We start from the raw sequence: 16,975 nt of genomic DNA, 5'->3' as shown, positions 1-16,975 counted from the left end.
TAGATGACCTACTGAGCTGAACAGTAGATAAAACCTGAGAATATGAGGCAGAGCAGGGGTGACGGCAGGAAAACCCCTGCCCGGCAAACGATTCGCGCCGGTGCGAGAGAGCTCACACCGGCGCGAAAGAGTAGAAAATCAGCCCAGGACGGTGGCGACTATCCCCGCCAGATAACCCAGGCGCGCCACCTCGGAGGGGCGGAAATCCGGGCCGCCCGGGCGGCCCAGCATGAGCACCTTGCCGGTATTGCCCAGCGGTGCGGCGGCCAGCTTGGTGTCCATGTCCTTCCACAGCTCAGGCACCCAATCGCCCTCACCGTCCAGGATGGCCGGCTTCTCGAGCGGCATCCACGGCGCGGAGGACGCCTGCGTGGACGGGGCGCTCTGGCTGCCCACCACGCGGTAGGCGCCCTGCGGGCCCATATCCAGAACCGTGCTCCAGCCGACCCGTAGCACCCGCGGTACGCCGTCGACCAGCACCTGCAGCCGGTCGTCGCGTGCATTGGCGACCTGGTCGATGAGCTCGAGTTCGCGATGGGTGTCGAGCATGCCCGAGTACGGGCGCAGCGAATCGACCTGTACGTCGTGTACGGATTCCGCTGCGGTGATGAGGGTGTCCGGAAGTGCGCCCGTCGGAACCTCGACCACTATGTCGTCGATCGCAAAACCGTCACCGCGGTCGACGACATCCAGCGAGAGGATATCGGCGCCTACGGAACCGAGCGCGAGAGCGAGCGAACCGAGACTGCCTGGACGATCCGGAAGTTGCACGCGAAGCAGGTATGACACGTGCCTTCCTTTCTTTCCTGTGCGACCGAGACTTTCGGACGGGTACCCGAGTCCCGCAATATTTACACCCTCCGGTGCGGGTTATCGAATCGAAGCCGTGGGTGTGACCTAGGCCACTTACCGGTCGGTCACGTATCTATGCGAGTGGGTGTCCAACCAAGGTATCGCGGGCGCTGATTCGGCGCCCGATGGCACCTGCCACGGCGGTCCCGGTGCACCCCGCTAGGCTGTCGGATGCCGAATCTTCATGCTCGAACCAGCCGAAAGGGGTCCCGCGGTGCCCGCCATCTCCAGGGACGAGGTCGCACATCTCGCCCGGTTGTCCCGGCTCGCTTTGACCGATGACGAACTCGATCTGTACGCCGGTCAGTTGGATTCCATCCTGACCTACGTCGCGCAGATTTCCGAGGTCGCCGCGGCCGATGTCCCCGCCACCGCCTCCCCGAACCCCGCGACCAATGTGACGCGCCCGGATGTGGAGCAGCCCTGCCTCACGCCTGAGCAGGCGCTCTCCGGCGCGCCCGCGGCCGAGGACCAGCGGTTCCTGGTTCCGCAGATTCTGGGAGAGGGTGCATGAGCGAGCGTAGCGAGCGAACAATGGGCGCAGCCGACCTGACCAAGCTTTCCGCCGCGGAGCTCGCCGACAAGATCCACGCCCGCGAGGTTTCCTCGGTTGAGGTCACCGAGGCGCACATTCAGCGCATCGGCGAGGTCGACGGTGAGATCAATGCCTTCCTGCACGTCGCGGGTGAGCAGGCGCTGCTGACCGCCGCCGAGGTGGATCGCGCGATCGCCGCCGGCACCGTCGCCTCGCCGCTGGCCGGTGTTCCCTTGGCGCTCAAGGACGTTTTCACCACCACCGATATGCCGACCACCTGTGGATCGAAGATCCTCGAGGGCTGGGTCTCGCCGTACGACGCGACGCTGACCACGCGGCTGCGGCAGGCGGGCATCCCGATTCTGGGCAAGACGAATATGGACGAGTTCGCCATGGGCTCCTCCACCGAGAACTCGGCGTACGGCCCGACCCGGAACCCGTGGGATACCACCAGGATTCCGGGCGGTTCCGGCGGTGGTTCGGCGGCGGCGCTCGCCTCGTATCAGGCCCCGCTGGCCATCGGCACCGATACCGGCGGTTCCATTCGCCAGCCCGCCGCGGTCACCGCGACCGTGGGCACCAAGCCCACCTACGGCACCGTCTCCCGGTACGGCCTGATCGCCTGTGCGTCGTCGCTGGATCAGGGTGGGCCGTGTGGTCGCACGGTGCTGGATACCGCGCTGCTGCACGAGGTTATCGCCGGGTACGACCCGCGCGATTCCACCTCGCGCAATGTGCCGGTGCCGCCGGTGGTCGCCGCCGCCCGCGAGGGCGCCAAGGGCGATCTGACCGGTGTGAAGGTCGGTGTGGTGCGGGAACTGCACTCCGACAGCTACCAGCCGGGTGTCATCAATTCCTTCGATGCCGCTGTGGCGCAGTTGAAGGAGCTCGGCGCCGAGGTGCTGGAGGTGTCCTGCCCGAACTTCGTGCACGCGCTGGCCGCCTACTACCTCATCCTGCCGTCCGAGGTGTCCTCGAACCTGGCGCGCTTCGATTCCATGCGGTACGGGGTGCGCGTCGGTGACGACGGGTCGCACAGTGCGGATCAGGTCATGTCGCTCAGCCGTGCGGCCGGATTCGGCCCGGAGGTCAAGCGCCGCATCATGATCGGCACCTATGCGCTGTCGGCCGGTTACTACGACGCCTACTACGGGCAGGCGCTGAAGGTCCGCACGCTCATCGCGCGCGACTTCGACCGGGCGTATGAGTCGGTCGATGTGCTGGTCTCGCCGACCAGTCCGTTCACGCCCTGGAAGCTGGGCGAGAAGGTCAACGATCCGCTGGCCATGTACCTCTCCGATCTGTGCACGCTGCCGACCAACCTGGCCGGGCACTGCGGTATGTCGGTGCCGTCCGGGCTGAGCAAGGACGACGGTATGCCGGTGGGCTTGCAGATCATGGCACCGGCGCTGGCCGACGACCGGCTCTACCGTGTCGGCGCGGCCTACGAGGCGGCGCGCGGCCCGGTCGCTTGAGATCGAGTCCGATCATCTGATCGGACAGGCTGATTCGGCTCCCGGCTGGTTGTAACCGGCCGGGAGCTGTTTCTTTTTGCGCTGAGCCGCTCCGGGTCAGCAGCTGCCCAGCGCCGTACCTTGATCGGTGCCGTAGCGGTGGCCGTGGCCGGAGGGGGCGTCGAGGGCGCCGAGGAGGTCCGCGCTGGTCTGGATGAAGCTGACGAACGGAATCCATTCGGGGACAGGGGCATCCGGGCGGGTGCCGGTGAGATTCGGTGCGCGCCACAGCAGGGCCGGAGACCAGCGGACCACGGGATCGGAGGCATTCGCGAGAATTGTTGCGCCGCTGCGGTGTACCGCACCGGCAGGTGGTCCGGCCCACAGCACCGCGCAGGTGCGGCGTGCCTGGTCAGCATCGTCGGTGAAGATCGCGCTGCCGCCCAGTGCGCCGAGGCTCTGACCGTAGACGTACAACTTCGGCGGGTACGGCAGCGTCGAAATCCGTTGTTCGACAGCGTCGAACAGGGCGCGGGCAGACTGTTCGGCGGCCTTGCGGCCGAAGACGAAGGTCGCCCAGCTGGGCGCCTCCGAATACTGCAGTCCGACCAGCGCCACATCGCCGCCGAAGCGCTGATCGAGACCGGCGGCCGCTTCACCGTCGATCCAGCCGGATCCGGTCGGCACGGTGACCACCAGATTGCCGCGCTGCAGTCCGCCCGAACGTTCCAGCTCTCGAATGACAAGCGCCACCCGCGCATTCAGATCCGGCGCGGAGTTCAACCCCACATACACCCGCACCGCCTGCGCCGGAGCCCCGGTCACGAACTTGCGGCCCTGCGCACCCAGTGACGGCCAGCTCGCCGCCGACACCGGGCTACCCGACCTCGACGACGAAATCGGTTGTGACAGGCCCGGATCGACAAACGCATTCGCCGACGCGTAGGCGGCTTTCCGCCAGTCGACAACGGTGGGCACCACCACGAACTGTGCCGCCACCCCGGCCCCCAGCAGTAGCGCGAGGCTGCGCACCCGACCCAATCGCCGCACCACCCAGCGGATTCCGAGAACGCCGCCGCCGACCACCCCGGTGATCAGCGCCGACCCGATCGCCCACTGCGCCCAGTACCAGGGTCCGACAGCCGACACCCCCATCGCACCCCGCAGCCGGTTCTGCCAATCCTGCGCCTGCGCCATCGCGACGAGCACCGCCGCCCCGGCCATCACCAGCGCCGCTCCCCGCCACCGCGCCGGCACCCCACCGAACCCCTTCCGCCGCACCACAACCCGCCCGAGCCCCACCGCGGTCAGTCCGAGCAACACCAGCACCGCGGTCACCACCGCCTGCGCAGTCGGAGTCCGCGGCAACAACCCCGGCGCCAGCGAAGCCAGCACCCCGAACCCCACCCCCACCGTGGTCCCCACCCGAGGCAGCCCGACTCTCACACGCGTACCCCTGGATTTGTGCGCCCCGTCAGCGTCGCCATCCGCACCGATGCGGCCCGGCGCAGATCGGGGAGCGGCGGTCGGCCCGCCCTGAAAGGCCGTGTGGTTGCCGCGCAGGCGCTTCGAGCGCGCCCTCGGCGCAGTGGTCACGTCCGAGTTCGGACGCTCGGCGACGGTCGGGTTATCGCGTTGAGGCGAAGCAGCTCGCGGGCCAGGTTCCGCGCGTGGGGGTGCGGCCACCGGTTCCCGGAATTCGTCACGGTGTTCTTCGGCGATGGCGGGGGGCGAGATCCGAGGTCCGAGATCTGTTGTGCCGCTCGTGGTTGCCGCACAGTCGAACTCGTCGCCCCGCCCGTTCGCGGGGCTCGTCGGCGCAGGGCTGTGATTGTTCATTACGCCACCGCCATCACGCGCGGGCGGCCGGTGGAGGTGCGGGCTGCACGGCGGAATGTCACTGCGGCTGCGATGGATCCGATTGTCAGGACGGCGATTCCGGCGGGGAGGAGGGAGTGGGAGGGGCCGAAGGCGTTGTCGAGGGCCGGTTCGTGGACGGGGACGCCGTAGTGCTGGCGGATGGAGTTGAGGTCTACGAAGGTGCTGGCTACGCCTGCCATTATCTGGCATTCGGCGCGGGATACGGGGTTGGTGCGGGAATCGCAGGAGGCGAACATGCGCTGTTCCAGTGCGGCGTCGGCGGTTTGGCGGGCCCAGGGGCCGAGGGGGTGGCCCCGGTTGTCGGCGTAGCGGAGCAGGTCGTAGCCGAGATCGTGGGCCTTGCAGGCGAGGTCGAACTCCCGGGGGAGGGGGATGGGGGAGGAGCAGTCGCCGTGCGGATCGACCAGCATGCCTGCCTCGATGACCGGGCGGTATCCGGCTTCGGCGACAAAGGTCTCGGGGATATCGGACGGGTTGGGTTGTGCGGCAGCTGATTCGAGGATTCCGGCGCGTGCACCGGCATCTTCCGCGATGACCGGTGCGTCTGCGGCGGCGCTCGCCGAAGGCGCGAAAGCCACTGCGACAGAGAACAGTACGGACACGGCCGTCGCGAGCATGCCGTAGCGGTGCAGGCGACCTGCCGTCGACGGTGCACTCGGCACGAGCGGCGGGTCCTGGTCGGTGCGAGTGGATACCGGCTCTGTCGCGCGGTGACTGGATACCGGCTCTGTCGCGCGATGATCGGATACCGACGCTGCCGTGCGGTGGTCGTCGTGGGAGGTCCGATTGTTGATGCGGCCACTGCGATCGGCACCGGTCGCCAGGGGCGGGGACACGGTGTCGGCGGGCAGGGCCCGGGGGGCGTCACTCGCGAGCGGAGTGGAGTGGGGCGCGGTGACCGGGTCGGACGGGAACGCTCTCATGTGGAATGACGCTAGAAATCAGGGCGATATCCGGGCTTCACGCTGGGGGGCTGTTCCCGCATGGGCGGGGTGGGGGAGCCGCGCGGGGACCGGCAGTACTGCGGTATGGGGTGCTAGATCACTCGGGGGTATGACGTGCCGGGCCGCGGAGTTCTCTACCGTCGAGAGCATGGTCGGTAAATTGGCGAAGAGTGGGCGCTCGCCGGCGTCACGGCAGCGGGCGCGGCAGTGGTTCGACGGATTCACGGTGCTTGTCGCGATCATCTTCATCGCGGTCGCCTGGCCGACGCTGCACATCACCCATCAGGTGCCAGCGGCGGCGCAGCCCTTCATCGCCGGGTTCGCGGCCTTCCCGATTCTGCTCATGCGGGTGAATCCCGCTCTGGGATGGGCGGTTTCGGCCGGATCTGCGCTGCTCATCTCGCTCGCCGTGCCGCATCAGCACGGGAACGATCTGCCGATCCAGGTGGTGCACATCCTGTGCCTGTTCGCGCTGGTGTTCGCGGTGGCGGTGCGCTCACCTATGCAGATCGTAGGTGTGGCGTGGCTGGCCACCTCGCTGCTGTTCGCCACCACCATGGCGGCCACCGGGGACAGTTTCGCGCAGGCCGGGCTGGGCTGGCCGATCGCCATCACCGGCCTGGTGGTGCTGGGTCTGCTGGTGCGCTGGGTGGTGGTGTCCCGGCAGGCGCTGCTCAAGCAGGCCGAGGAGACGGATCTGGAGCGGGCCCGCCGCGCCATCCTCGAGGAGAAGGCGCGCATCGCCCGTGACCTGCACGATGTGGTCGCGCACCATATGTCCATGGTGGTGGTGCAGGCGCAGACCGCGCCCTACCGCATCGACGGGCTGTCGCCCGAGGCGCGCGAGGAGTTCGAATCCATCGGTTCGGGAGCCCGAGCCGCGCTCAACGAGATTCGCGGACTGCTGGGTGTGCTGCGCAGCGACGGCCAGCTGCCCGAGCACGCACCGCAGCCCGCCGCCGCCGATGTGCTGACTCTGCTGGAGGGCGCCCGCCGCGCCGGAGTGCCGCTCACCTGGACCATCGACGGCAGTCTCGACCTGGTCCCGGCGACCACCGGGCTCGCGCTGTACCGCATTGCGCAGGAGTCGCTGGCCAATGCGTCGCGGCACGCACCAGGTGCGCCGGTGTGGGTGCGGATCGCCGGCACCACCGCGCTGACCTTGTCGATCACCAATGACCGCCCGCACGGTCCGGGCCACGGCGATCAGTCCGGTGGCAGCGGCATCGCCGGGATGCAAGCCCGAGCCCTCGCGGTCGGCGGCACACTCACTGCCGCACCGCGTCCCGACGGCGGATTCGAGGTGCGCGCCGAACTGCCGTTGAGTCCTGTTGCCGGCGACGGACGTGCGACGGCTGTGCTGGGATCCGATGCGCTGGCCGGAATGTAGGCGCGGCAATCGCTGCCGCCATCGCGACGCTTGTGGCCGGGATCCGTTGTGGATCACGGCCACAAGCATGCCGGGAAGACGGGGGTCCAGCATCGCCGTATGAGAGAAGGGGCACCCTCGCGCGAGGGCGATCGGAACGGCGTGGGGAGAGGATCGGCGTAGTCGTATCAGGGGCATCAGCACGGCGTGCGGCCCGCTTGATGATTGGGGCGGGCGTGTTGGGGTGCGAGGTTGCGGGGGTGGGGGCTGATGGGTGGGGGACGTGGCAAACTCGGTGGGGTGTGCGAGGTGGGATTGTGGCGATAACGGTATTGATCGCTGACGACCAGGCGATGGTTCGGCAGGGATTCGGTGCGCTGCTGTCCGCGCAACCCGATATCAGCGTGATCGGGGATGCGCCCGACGGCAAAACCGCTGTGGCCGAGGCGAAACGATTGCGCCCGGATGTGGTGCTCATGGATGTGCGCATGCCGGAGATGAACGGGCTCGACGCGGCCCGGGCGATTCTCTCGGCGGGCTTCGATCCGCCGGTGCGGGTGCTCATGCTCACCACCTTCGATATCGACGACTATGTGTACGAGGCACTGGGTATCGGTGCGAGCGGCTTCCTGCTCAAGGACGCACCCGCGGAAGAACTGGTGCGCGCGGTGCGCGTGGTCGCCGCCGGTGATGCGCTGCTCGCGCCGACCGTGACGCGCCGGCTCATCGCCGATGTCACCAAGCGCCGCAATCGCCGTACCCCGGCGCCCGCGCTCTCGGTGCTCACACCGCGCGAGCGGGAGGTGCTGGAGTTGGTCGCACGCGGCCTGTCCAATGCCGAGATCGCCGATAATCTTTTCGTCGCCGAACAGACCGTGAAGACCCATGTATCGAAGGTTTTCGCCAAACTGAATCTGCGTGATCGCGCGCAGGCGGTGGTACTGGCCTACGAGTCCGGGCTGGTGACACCGGGCTGAGACGGCCGGTGCTCCGGGCTGTTCCCAGCCCAGGTCAGGCAGCGCTGGGCGCGGTAGGCTCACGGACTTGTACGTCACCGGAAGGGGGTCGGGCAGTGTTGAACAGCGGTGACGTGTTCGCCGGTTTCACCATTGAGCGGCTGCTCGGGCAGGGCGGGATGGGATCGGTGTATCTCGCCCGCCATCCACGGCTGGGCCGGCTCACCGCCTTGAAGCTGCTGAATCGGGAGCTCTTCGCGGACAGGGAGATCCGCATTCGCTTCAATCGCGAGGCGGATCTGGTGGCGCAGCTGGATCACCCCAATATCGTCGAGGTGTACGACCGCGGCACCGAGGACGAACAGCTCTGGATCTCCATGCAGTACATCGACGGTGTGGATGCCGCCGGGGTGGACGTCACCATGTTGCCACCGGAGCGGGCCGTGCAGATCATCGAAGGTGTCGCCGCCGCACTGGATTACGCGCACACCATGGGTGTGCTGCACCGGGATGTGAAGCCCGCCAATATCATTCTGGCGCGCGCCGTCGGCGGGCACGGTGAACGGGTGTTCCTCACCGACTTCGGCATCGCCCGCCTGCGGGAGGATTCCACCCATCTCACCCAGCGTGGAATGTTCACCGCCACTCTGGCTTACGCCTCGCCGGAGCAGATGACCGGCGCACACCTCGATCACACCACCGATCAATACTCCCTGGCGTGCGCCCTGTACTGGCTGCTCATAGGCGCAGGCCCCTTCGACTCCCCGGACCCGTCCGAACTCATTCGCGGCCACCTGCAACTGCTGCCCCCACCGGTCAGCCTCCGCCGCCCCGGCCTCACCCCCGCCATGGACGCGGTCATCACCAAGGGTATGGCCAAACGCCCCATGGACCGTTTCCCCTCCTGCAGCGAATTCGCCAAAGCCGCCCGCCGCGCCCTCACCGCCGCCCCGGGTCAGCCCGTCTTCCCGAATCAGCCTGCCCCCCAACTGTCTTCCCCACCCGGCTACGCCCCCGCCGCGCCCGCTTATGCCCCGCCCGCCGGTTACCCCGCCGCGCCCCAGAGCTACCCGCCCGCCGCTCCGCCGCAGAACTACCCGCCCGCTCCCGCTCCGCCGCAGGGCTACCCAGCCGCCTATCCGATGCCGCCGCAGGGCTATCCCGCCGGTTACCCCGCCCCGCAACAACCGGCACTCGCCCCACAGCAGCAACCGATCCCCGCTGCCGTGCCGCCGCATCCACCGGGCCCCTCGGCGCCCACCTCGCATCCCAATACCCCCGTACCGCAACGGATCACGCCACCACCCTCCTCCGATCTGTCTTCGAACCCGGCGAATCCAGAAGTGCCGCCTACGGATTCATCCGGTCAGCTGACGGATGTCGTACCCCACCCAGTAGCTTCGCCGACACCGCAGGAAGCTCTGTACTCCCAACCCACTGATTCGTTCCCGACCCCAAGGGTTCCCCCGCACCCCGAATCCGCCCCGTCCCTCTCCGGCACCGCTGAGCGGCAGCCCGCGAGTGATGGTGCGCAGCACCAGGAGCCCGCTCCGGGTTCGAAGCCCGAAACGCAGATGGCAGGCGCTGACACACGTCTGTCGTGCGCCACCGACCAGGAGTCTTCCTCCGCCGCTGCATCGCAGTACATACTGCCCAGGACTGCCCCCGGCGCCGCCGAGTTACCGCCCACGAGCCTCGGGGCACAACCCGCAGATCCCGGCGCGCGTCCGAAACATGCGGCGCAGGTATCGGACAGCGGCCCATCGAACGCCGCTGATTCGGTGCAGCAGCCGGACATTCCGCCGCAACCCGGAAGCTCGGAGTACGGAGCAGCGCAATCGCAACCTGGTGTGCCGCCCCAGCCCGAGGGTTCGGAAGGAGCAGTTGCGCAGCCGAGTGGGCTGCCCGAGGCCGTGAATTCCGAGCGTGGAGAAGGGCATTCGTCGCGGCAGGCGGCCGAACCGGTATCCCGAGCACCCGGCATCTCGGACGAACCGGCCCAGCCCGCTTCTGAACCCGACACGGCGACTTCGACCGCCGGCGGAGCGTCCAGGAGTGCCTCCGGCGCTGTGGATCCGGACAGTGTCTTGACGGCCGATAGTCCGATTGTGGCGGCGGGTGCGGAGTCTGCTGCGGAATCGGCCGGAACCCCTGGTGCGGAGGTGTATCCGGGGCCGGGGCTGCGGAATCCGATGTCTGGGGCGTTTGTGCCTGCGGCGGAAGGTGGGTCCGCGGTGAGGGGTTCGGCGGCGGAACCAGGATGGGCGCGCGGTGGGGTGCCGGCGGGCAGTGCGGCGGCGGGTGTGGAGTCGACCGGCTCTGGGATGCCAGGGGAGAGTGCATCGCAATTCCCGGCTGCGGCGGTCGGGGGGTCGGGGCCGCAGTTTGCCGGGGTGGAGAACACCGGGCGGGGGTTCGGTCCGGCAGCGGGGTATCCGATGAATTCTGTTCCACAGCAACCGGTTCTGGGGGCCGGCGGGGCGGAGCGGTCGCAGGTTGCGGCGCTGGTGGTGTTGGGGTTGGCGGCGGTGGCGCTGCTTGTGCTGTTGGCGATTGTGGTGATGCAGATAGTCGGATAGGGGTGGAGAGGCTGCCGCGTAGGGGTGAAGGAGACTGCCGCGCTTGGTGGTAGGAGGTTGGCGCGGCGGTAGGAGGTTGGCGCGCCCGGCACGGGGACGAGGGGGACCAGGAGAGAGCTCCGGCTCTTGCCGGGCGCGGATTCAAGTCCAGCATTGTCGGAACCGGTGGGCAACCGGATTCGCGCGTCCCGGGAAAGTTTGCGAAAGCGCCAGGTCGGCATTCATACCGCATGGGAGCATCGTTCATAGTGGCCGAAAACTGCCTTCGTGGGGGGAGCACTCGATGTCCGAGCATGGTTCTACACTGCCGCGCCGTCAACTGGGGCGATATCTGCGTGAGGGGCGAATGCAATGCAATGTGACCATTGCCGAAGCAGCGGCCCTGATGGAGTGGAGCGAGTCGAAACTCCAGCGCCTGGAAACCGGTAACGCGGAAAAGATTCGCGTACTGGACATTAGGGAATTATGTCGCATATACGACTTCGATGAGGAATTCACCACCGCTGTGGTCGGAATCGCCCAGCAGGCGAGTGTCAAGTCCTGGTGGCACGAATACGACGACCTCATTCCCGAGGGTTTCAATGTGTATGTGGGCCTGGAGGCTTCGGCCCGCGGCCTGATCTCCTACCAGCCCGATCTGATCCCGGGCCTGCTGCAGACCGCCGACTACGCGCGCGTCCTGATCAGTGATTACTGGCCGGATGCTGCGCGCGATGAGATTGACCGCAGAGTGCAATTGAAGATCCGCCGGCAGTCCCTTTTGACCCGAAAGCGAAGTGCCGCAAGCCTCGATATCGTGCTGCACGAATCGGCATTACGCCGGGTCGTAGGCAGTCGGCGCACCATGGCCGCGCAATTGCGACGCGTCGCGGATATGTCGACACTCCCGACGATTGCTGTGCGTGTACTACCCTTCTCAGCGGGTGTCCCGATCGGGCATACCGTCGGGCCCTTCGTGATTCTGGATTTCGGCCGGGACAGCGGCAACAAGCCGGTCGAACCCACCGTGGTGTACCTGGAGAACTTCCTGGGCGATCTGTACCTGGAGAAGCAGGCCGCAGTCGACCGGTATCTCGAGGCGTACCAGGCTCTTCAGCGCTCTGCGCTGGACGATGCCACCAGTAGGGATCTCTTGCGGAAGGCAGCGAAGGAGTACGAGACGTGAACGTCGAACCGTCCGGCGTGAGGTGGTTCAAGAGCGCGCGCAGTACCGGCGCGAAGGAATGTGTTGAGATCGCTTTTCTCGATAGCGGTGTGGGAGTGCGGGACAGCAAGAACCCGGCAGGTCCGAAACTGGTATTCGGACCGGCCGAATGGGACAACTTCACCGCCGCACTGGTAACCGGCTGTTTCGATACCGCCTCCCCGAACCTTTAGCGCACGGCTTGGGAGCCGTTGAAAGTTGGGGACGCGTAGTGCGGTTGGGAGCCGCGACGATTTTGGGGGTACCCCAGGAGTTACCCCGAGCATGCGAAATCAGTTGTCACCCTTTATGGGATCGGGGCCCTGCACTCCTGAGCGGGGCCCCGATTCTCAGCCGAAGAAGGCCGCGGCTTCCCGGTAGCGGTCCTGCGGAACGAGTTTGAGCTGCTTGGTGGCTTCCGAGAGCGGAACCAGGTCGACCTCGGTCCCGTGCAATGCCACCATCTGCCCGAAGTTCCCGGCGTGCACGGCTTCCGCCGCATGCACCCCGAAGCGGGTGGCGAGCACGCGGTCGTACGGCGTCGGTGTCCCGCCGCGCTGCACATGGCCGAGCACGGTCACCCGCACCTCTTTTCCGATGCGCCGCTCGATCTCCGGAGCCAGCTGCTGTGCCACGCCGGTGAACTTCACATGCCCGAATTCGTCGATTCCGCCGTCGCGCAGCGACATCGAGTCGGGAGCCGGATGCGCGCCCTCGGCGACCACGCAGATGAAGTGCGAATCACCGCGCTGGAAGCGGCGTTTCACCATGGCGCAGACCTCGTCCACATCGAACGGCACCTCGGGCACCAGGGTCAGGTGCGCACCGGAGGCGATACCGCAGTTCATGGCGATCCAGCCGGCATGCCGTCCCATCACCTCGACCAGCATGACGCGCTGATGCGATTCCGCGGTGGTGTGCAGCCGGTCGATGGCCTCGGTGGCAATGGCGACCGCGGTGTCGTGGCCGAAGGTGGTGTCGGTGCAGTCGATGTCATTGTCGATGGTCTTGGGCACGCCGACCACCGGCACGCCCTCTTCGGCCAGCCAGCTGGCCGCTGTCAGCGTGCCCTCGCCGCCGATGGGGATGAGGGCGTCGATGCCGTTGTCGTCGAGAGTCTGCTTGATACGCGGCAATCCGGCGCGCAGCACATCGGGATTGGTGCGTGCGGTGCCGAGGATGGTGCCGCCCTTGGTGAGCAGCCGGTCGGTGCGGTCATTGTTCAGGATCTGGATCTTTCGATCCTCGAGTAGCCCGCGCCACCCGTCCTGGAAGCCGATGATCGCATCACCCCAGCGGCCGTTCGAGGTGCGAACGACAGCACGGATCACCGCGTTCAGCCCTGGGCAGTCTCCGCCTCCGGTCAAGACTCCGATGCGCATATGCCCTATCTTGCCCCGAGTACGGCGCCCTGTGGGTCGCGCCCCCGTGAACCGCTGGTTACGCCTGGTTTTTCCGGAATCCGCTCAGCAGGCGCCGCCACGTAGTTCGCCCAGATGCTTACCGATGAGCGCCGCGATCTTGGTGAGCATGGTGGTGCCCTCGTCGAAGGAACCCGAAGTGGGCTGCGCGGCAATCGCGATGGCGATTTGCCCGCCGTCGACCTGCACCAGCCCGAATTGCCGGACCAGGTAGTTTCCGCTCGGATCGGGCCCCCACCCGCCCTTGAATTCGGCGCCGTCCAGCGAGCCGAGTCCCCAGCGCTGCCCGTAGACGATCTTGCCCATGAGCGCGGTGACGGGATCGGATTGCGGCAGGCAGGGTAGTCGCGCGGCGAATTTCAGCTGATCGGCAATGGACCAGTCGGCCTGGCCGAAGGCCGAGTATTCGGCGCGGGCCCGGGTGGCGGGCACCGTGGTGACGGTGTCGCCGCCCTCCCGCAGCACCGCCTGCACCGTTGCCGCGGCGGTGGGCGCGGCGCCCAGCGACTGCCACAGCACGTCGGCGGCCGCATTGTCGGATTCGGTGATGGCCTCGCTCGCGGCGGTGGTGTACCCGCTCGGATTCTGGCGCAGCGCGGCCAGGGTGAGCGGCACCTTCATGGTCGACCAAGCCGCTCCGGTGGTCCAATCGCCCAGCGCCACCACTCGATCGCTGCCGACGGGCATGAGGGCCAATCCGACCTTGCCGCTCAGCGTGGGTTGCAGCGTATTGGCGAAATCCCATGCGAGCGTGCCGGGCAGTGCGAGGTTGACCGCGGAGGTGGTGGTGGTCGCTCCGGCTGCGGCGGTGGTGGCATCGGGGACCAGGACCGGCTTGCTGGTGCAGCCGGTCAGGAGCGTCACCAGCAGGACCGCCGCACCACCGCCCGCGACACGTGCGAAGCGGCGACGTAGCGAATACGGTGCGTCCACCCGGTTACCTCCAACGTCTGCGGTGAGTCCCTGTTTCCTAGCGGACTCACCGGTATGCGTCAATCTCGAGGATTGCCGTGTGCCCCGGGGGATTCCATATGCTACTAGTGCGTGCAGAGGCCCCCGGGCAGATCAGGCAGGTGATCGCCGACCAGCAGCGCGAGCTTGTCCATCATGTCGGTGGCGTCGTCGAAGGAGCCGGAGGTGGGCTCGGCGGCCATGGCCACCGCGATCGGCCCGGCGAGTGTCGGCACCAGACCGAATTGCCGCACAGTGTATTTGCCGGTGTCGTCGTCCGGACCCCAGCCGCCCTTGAATTCCGCGCCGATCAGCCGGCCCAGACCCCAGCTCTGACTCGGCGTGATGTCACTCATCAGCGAGACAACCGAATTGGCTCGCGGCAGGCAGGGCAGTCTGGACGCGAAGCGCACCTGATCGGTCAGCGACCAATCGGTGGCGCCGAAGGCAAGCTGGTCATCGGCCCCCATCATGGCCAGGCGGGTGTGCCGGGCCGCGACATCGGTGAATCCGTCGCCGGCTTCGCGCAGGATCGATTCGACCGCGTCGGCGGCCTCGGCACCGTTCCCGAGCGAGTTCCAGAGTTCCTGCGCCGCATCATTATCGGAGAAGGTGATGGCCGCCTCTGCGGTGGAGCGCAATCCGGTCGGATCCCGGCGCAGCGCGGCGAGCGCGAGCGGCACCTTGATGGTCGACCAGGCGACTCCGGAGCTCCAGTTCCCCAGCACCGTCATATCCCCGCCGCCGACCGGCATGACCGCGAGACCGATGCGGCCGTCCAGCCCGGACTGCAGATCCGCGAAATCGGCTGCGAACGTAATGGATTTCGGCAGCCCGGACAGGCCCGGCAAGTTCGGCGCGACCATCGAGAGACCCGGCGCCGCAGCCGTTTCGGCGGCAGGCGCCACACTCGCGGACCCCGCTGTGGGCGAACCCGCCGAGCTGACATGCACCGCGCATGCGGACGCCGCCAGTAACGTCGCCAAGGTAAAGCCCCGAGCAATGGCCTTGCGACAGGCCGGAATCGGGTCAGTAGACATACACCACCGCGTTCTCACCACCGATGCAGGTGACCAATTTCCCTGTCGCCGTGCAGTTCATCGTGTACGCCCGATTTGTTACCGGGCTGACAACCACCACACTACTTGCCGAACCCGGCCGGCCCGCAGTCGCCTCGGCATATGCCTGGCGAACCTGTTCCGCGAAAGGGCAACTGGTAACAGTGGATCCGATAGCGGAGCCGGTGAAACCGTTGAGCGCCGGATAAACCAGCGGGCAGGGAGTCGAACCGGCCGGCAACTGGACGGTGGTCTGCGCCGGGGGAGCGGTTGACGCCTTCGGTCCCGTCAGCGGCACGGTGATGCTCGGATCGCCCTGTGCCACGGTCGTACTCGGCGATTCGCTACGGGAGTGGTCCAGGACCTGCCAGCCCACCGCACCGGCGATGGCGGCAATGGCGACCACCAGAACGCCGATCGATATCGGCGCCGCCATCGATTTGCGGCGCGGCCGGTAGGACGGCGCGGGCTCCGGATCCTGCCGGGGATGATCCGAGGTCGGGTACAGCGAGGGATCGGGCGTCGGCGCATACGGGAAATCCGGTTGCTGCGGCGCCCCGTGGCCCCAGACCGGCTGCTTCGGCTGCGCCTGAGGCTGTTGCGCGCTCTGCGGCAGCGGCTGATAGTGGAAATCGCTGACACGCACCCGGGTCGGGTCCGACGGCAGGATGACCGGCAGATCGGAGGTGCCCGGCCCCTCCTCGGACGGCGGGAACGCGCCGGTGGTGTATATCGGGTAGCCGCCGGAATTCGGTTGCACCACGGTCGGATCCGAGCTGCGGACGGTGGGCAGCACGGTGGTGGGCGCGGCGGGCGGCGGTGTGGGGGTCAGCGTGCCGGGTGCTGCGGGCGGCACCATCCGGCCGGGCTGCAGGATCTCGGTCGGCGCGGCCGGTACCGGACCTCCCGCGAGGGCGGTGCGGGCGGCCCGGGCGAATTCGCCCGCTGTGAGATACCGGCTACCCGGATCCTTGGCCAGCGCCCGCGCCAGCACATCGTCGAGCGCGGCCGGAATCCCGGAGTGCTGCAGGCTCGGTCGCGGCGGCGCTTCGGAAAGATGGCCGCGGATCAGCACACTCATATTGGTCGCCGGGAACGGCTTGTTGCCGGTGAGGCATTCGTGCAGCACACAGCCGAGCGAGTACAGATCGGCGCGCCCGGTCACCGGCCCGGAGTCGTCGAAACGCTCCGGGGCCATATATGCGTACGAGCCGACGGCGGTGCCCGCCATGGTGATACCGGTCTCACCCTCGGTGCGGGCGATGCCGAAGTCGGCGAGATATGCGAAATCCGCATCGGTCACCAGAATATTGGCCGGCTTCACATCGCGGTGCACCAGACCCGAGTAGTGCGCGGCGTCCAGGGCCGCGGCGATCTGCTCGACAATGCCCACCGCGCGCACCGGTGTCATCGCGCCCCGGCTGTTCAGCAGGCTGCGCAGATCCTGTCCGCGCACCAGCCGCATATCGATATAGAGCTGGCCGTCGTACTCGCCCCAATCGTGGATCGGGATGATGTGCGGTTCGGCCAGCCGTGCCGCCGCCTGTGATTCACGACGGAAACGTTCCTGGTAGGAGGGGTCTTTCGCGAGTTCGGCGGGTAGCAGCTTGACGGCGACGACACGATCCTTGGAGGTGTCGTAGGCCTCGTAGACCTCACCCATGCCGCCCTTGCCCAGCAACGAGCGCAACTCGTACGGCCCGAACCTGCTGCCGGCCCGCGATGGCGGTGCTTGCACGCCGTCCAACCTCCAACTCCATGGGCGGTATGCGATGACTGTTTCCGCACCTCA

At 67.5% G+C, this 16,975-nt stretch carries 14 protein-coding genes; 7 read left to right on the top strand and 7 right to left on the bottom strand.

Annotation, left to right across the window (positions count from 1 at the left end; all coding sequences use genetic code 11):
• Positions 1 to 138: 138 nt before the first annotated feature.
• Positions 139 to 789 carry an amino acid-binding protein gene (locus OG716_RS21620; RefSeq protein ID WP_355123635.1) on the bottom strand — a complete coding sequence of 217 codons (651 nt, stop codon included), beginning with the start codon at positions 787 to 789 and terminating at the stop codon, positions 139 to 141.
• Positions 790 to 1,066: 277 nt separating this feature from the next.
• On the opposite strand from OG716_RS21620, the gene gatC reads away from it, so the two are divergent.
• A complete protein-coding gene (gene gatC / locus OG716_RS21615; protein ID WP_297611537.1) occupies positions 1,067 to 1,366 on the top strand; it encodes an Asp-tRNA(Asn)/Glu-tRNA(Gln) amidotransferase subunit GatC in 300 nt (99 codons plus the stop codon).
• Positions 1,363 to 2,862, top strand: coding sequence for an Asp-tRNA(Asn)/Glu-tRNA(Gln) amidotransferase subunit GatA (gene gatA / locus OG716_RS21610; RefSeq protein WP_405139344.1), 1,500 nt, complete (start codon positions 1,363 to 1,365; stop codon positions 2,860 to 2,862). Before gatC ends, gatA begins: the two co-directional genes overlap by 4 nt.
• 96 nt (positions 2,863 to 2,958) lie before the next feature.
• Here the strand turns inward: gatA and OG716_RS21605 are convergent, their stop codons facing one another.
• Both OG716_RS21605 and OG716_RS21600 read right to left on the bottom strand, forming a co-directional pair.
• Positions 2,959 to 4,287: an alpha/beta-hydrolase family protein gene (locus OG716_RS21605; RefSeq protein WP_405139342.1), complete on the bottom strand. Its 1,329-nt coding sequence runs from the start codon at positions 4,285 to 4,287 to the stop codon at positions 2,959 to 2,961.
• Positions 4,288 to 4,679: 392 nt separating this feature from the next.
• Entirely contained in the window at positions 4,680 to 5,645 is a 966-nt protein-coding gene (locus OG716_RS21600) for a hypothetical protein (protein WP_405139340.1), read from the bottom strand.
• 169 nt (positions 5,646 to 5,814) lie between these two features.
• On the opposite strand from OG716_RS21600, the gene OG716_RS21595 reads away from it, so the two are divergent.
• The 5 genes from OG716_RS21595 (at position 5,815) to OG716_RS21575 (ending at position 11,947) form a co-directional block, all read left to right on the top strand.
• Positions 5,815 to 7,056, top strand: coding sequence for a sensor histidine kinase (locus tag OG716_RS21595; protein WP_405139338.1), 1,242 nt, complete (start codon positions 5,815 to 5,817; stop codon positions 7,054 to 7,056).
• Positions 7,057 to 7,352: 296 nt separating this feature from the next.
• Positions 7,353 to 8,012, top strand: coding sequence for a response regulator (locus OG716_RS21590; protein WP_405139336.1), 660 nt, complete (start codon positions 7,353 to 7,355; stop codon positions 8,010 to 8,012).
• Between the two features lie 95 nt (positions 8,013 to 8,107).
• Entirely contained in the window at positions 8,108 to 10,570 is a 2,463-nt protein-coding gene (locus tag OG716_RS21585; protein ID WP_405139334.1) for a protein kinase domain-containing protein, read from the top strand.
• Between the two features lie 283 nt (positions 10,571 to 10,853).
• Positions 10,854 to 11,735: a helix-turn-helix domain-containing protein gene (locus OG716_RS21580; protein WP_405139332.1), complete on the top strand. Its 882-nt coding sequence runs from the start codon at positions 10,854 to 10,856 to the stop codon at positions 11,733 to 11,735.
• Positions 11,732 to 11,947, top strand: coding sequence for a DUF397 domain-containing protein (locus tag OG716_RS21575; protein ID WP_405139330.1), 216 nt, complete (start codon positions 11,732 to 11,734; stop codon positions 11,945 to 11,947). Before OG716_RS21580 ends, OG716_RS21575 begins: the two co-directional genes overlap by 4 nt.
• A 156-nt stretch (positions 11,948 to 12,103) precedes the next feature.
• Here OG716_RS21575 and OG716_RS21570 read toward each other — a convergent pair whose 3' ends face one another.
• From OG716_RS21570 to OG716_RS21555, 4 genes are all read right to left on the bottom strand, one after another.
• On the bottom strand, positions 12,104 to 13,135 hold the full coding sequence (locus OG716_RS21570; RefSeq protein WP_297611418.1) for an ATP-dependent 6-phosphofructokinase: 1,032 nt from the start codon (positions 13,133 to 13,135) through the stop codon (positions 12,104 to 12,106).
• 84 nt (positions 13,136 to 13,219) lie between these two features.
• Positions 13,220 to 14,107: a hypothetical protein gene (locus tag OG716_RS21565; RefSeq protein WP_405139328.1), complete on the bottom strand. Its 888-nt coding sequence runs from the start codon at positions 14,105 to 14,107 to the stop codon at positions 13,220 to 13,222.
• A 104-nt stretch (positions 14,108 to 14,211) separates the two neighbouring features.
• The gene (locus tag OG716_RS21560; RefSeq protein ID WP_405139326.1) at positions 14,212 to 14,991 is read right to left on the bottom strand and encodes a hypothetical protein; all 780 of its coding nucleotides are present in this window, start codon (positions 14,989 to 14,991) and stop codon (positions 14,212 to 14,214) included.
• Between the two features lie 163 nt (positions 14,992 to 15,154).
• Complete coding sequence (locus tag OG716_RS21555; RefSeq protein ID WP_405139324.1) at positions 15,155 to 16,921, bottom strand: protein kinase domain-containing protein; 1,767 nt, start codon at positions 16,919 to 16,921, stop codon at positions 15,155 to 15,157.
• Between the last annotated feature and the right edge of the window lie 54 nt (positions 16,922 to 16,975).

It is taken from the genome of Nocardia sp. NBC_01388, from assembly GCF_045040085.1.
Taxonomy (GTDB): Bacteria; Actinomycetota; Actinomycetes; order Mycobacteriales; family Mycobacteriaceae; genus Nocardia.
This window is presented reverse-complemented; position numbering and strand designations above follow the sequence as displayed.

What these genes read in the sequence shown, in the direction of transcription:
- gatA (WP_405139344.1), top strand. Translation starts at nt 1,363, where the DNA reads ATGAGCGAGCGTAGCGAGCGAACAATGGGCGCAGCCGACCTGACCAAG.
- OG716_RS21600 (WP_405139340.1), bottom strand. Translation starts at nt 5,645, where the DNA reads ATGAGAGCGTTCCCGTCCGACCCGGTCACCGCGCCCCACTCCACTCCG.
- OG716_RS21595 (WP_405139338.1), top strand. Translation starts at nt 5,815, where the DNA reads ATGGTCGGTAAATTGGCGAAGAGTGGGCGCTCGCCGGCGTCACGGCAG.
- OG716_RS21580 (WP_405139332.1), top strand. Translation starts at nt 10,854, where the DNA reads ATGTCCGAGCATGGTTCTACACTGCCGCGCCGTCAACTGGGGCGATAT.
- OG716_RS21570 (WP_297611418.1), bottom strand. Translation starts at nt 13,135, where the DNA reads ATGCGCATCGGAGTCTTGACCGGAGGCGGAGACTGCCCAGGGCTGAAC.
- OG716_RS21560 (WP_405139326.1), bottom strand. Translation starts at nt 14,991, where the DNA reads ATGGTCGCGCCGAACTTGCCGGGCCTGTCCGGGCTGCCGAAATCCATT.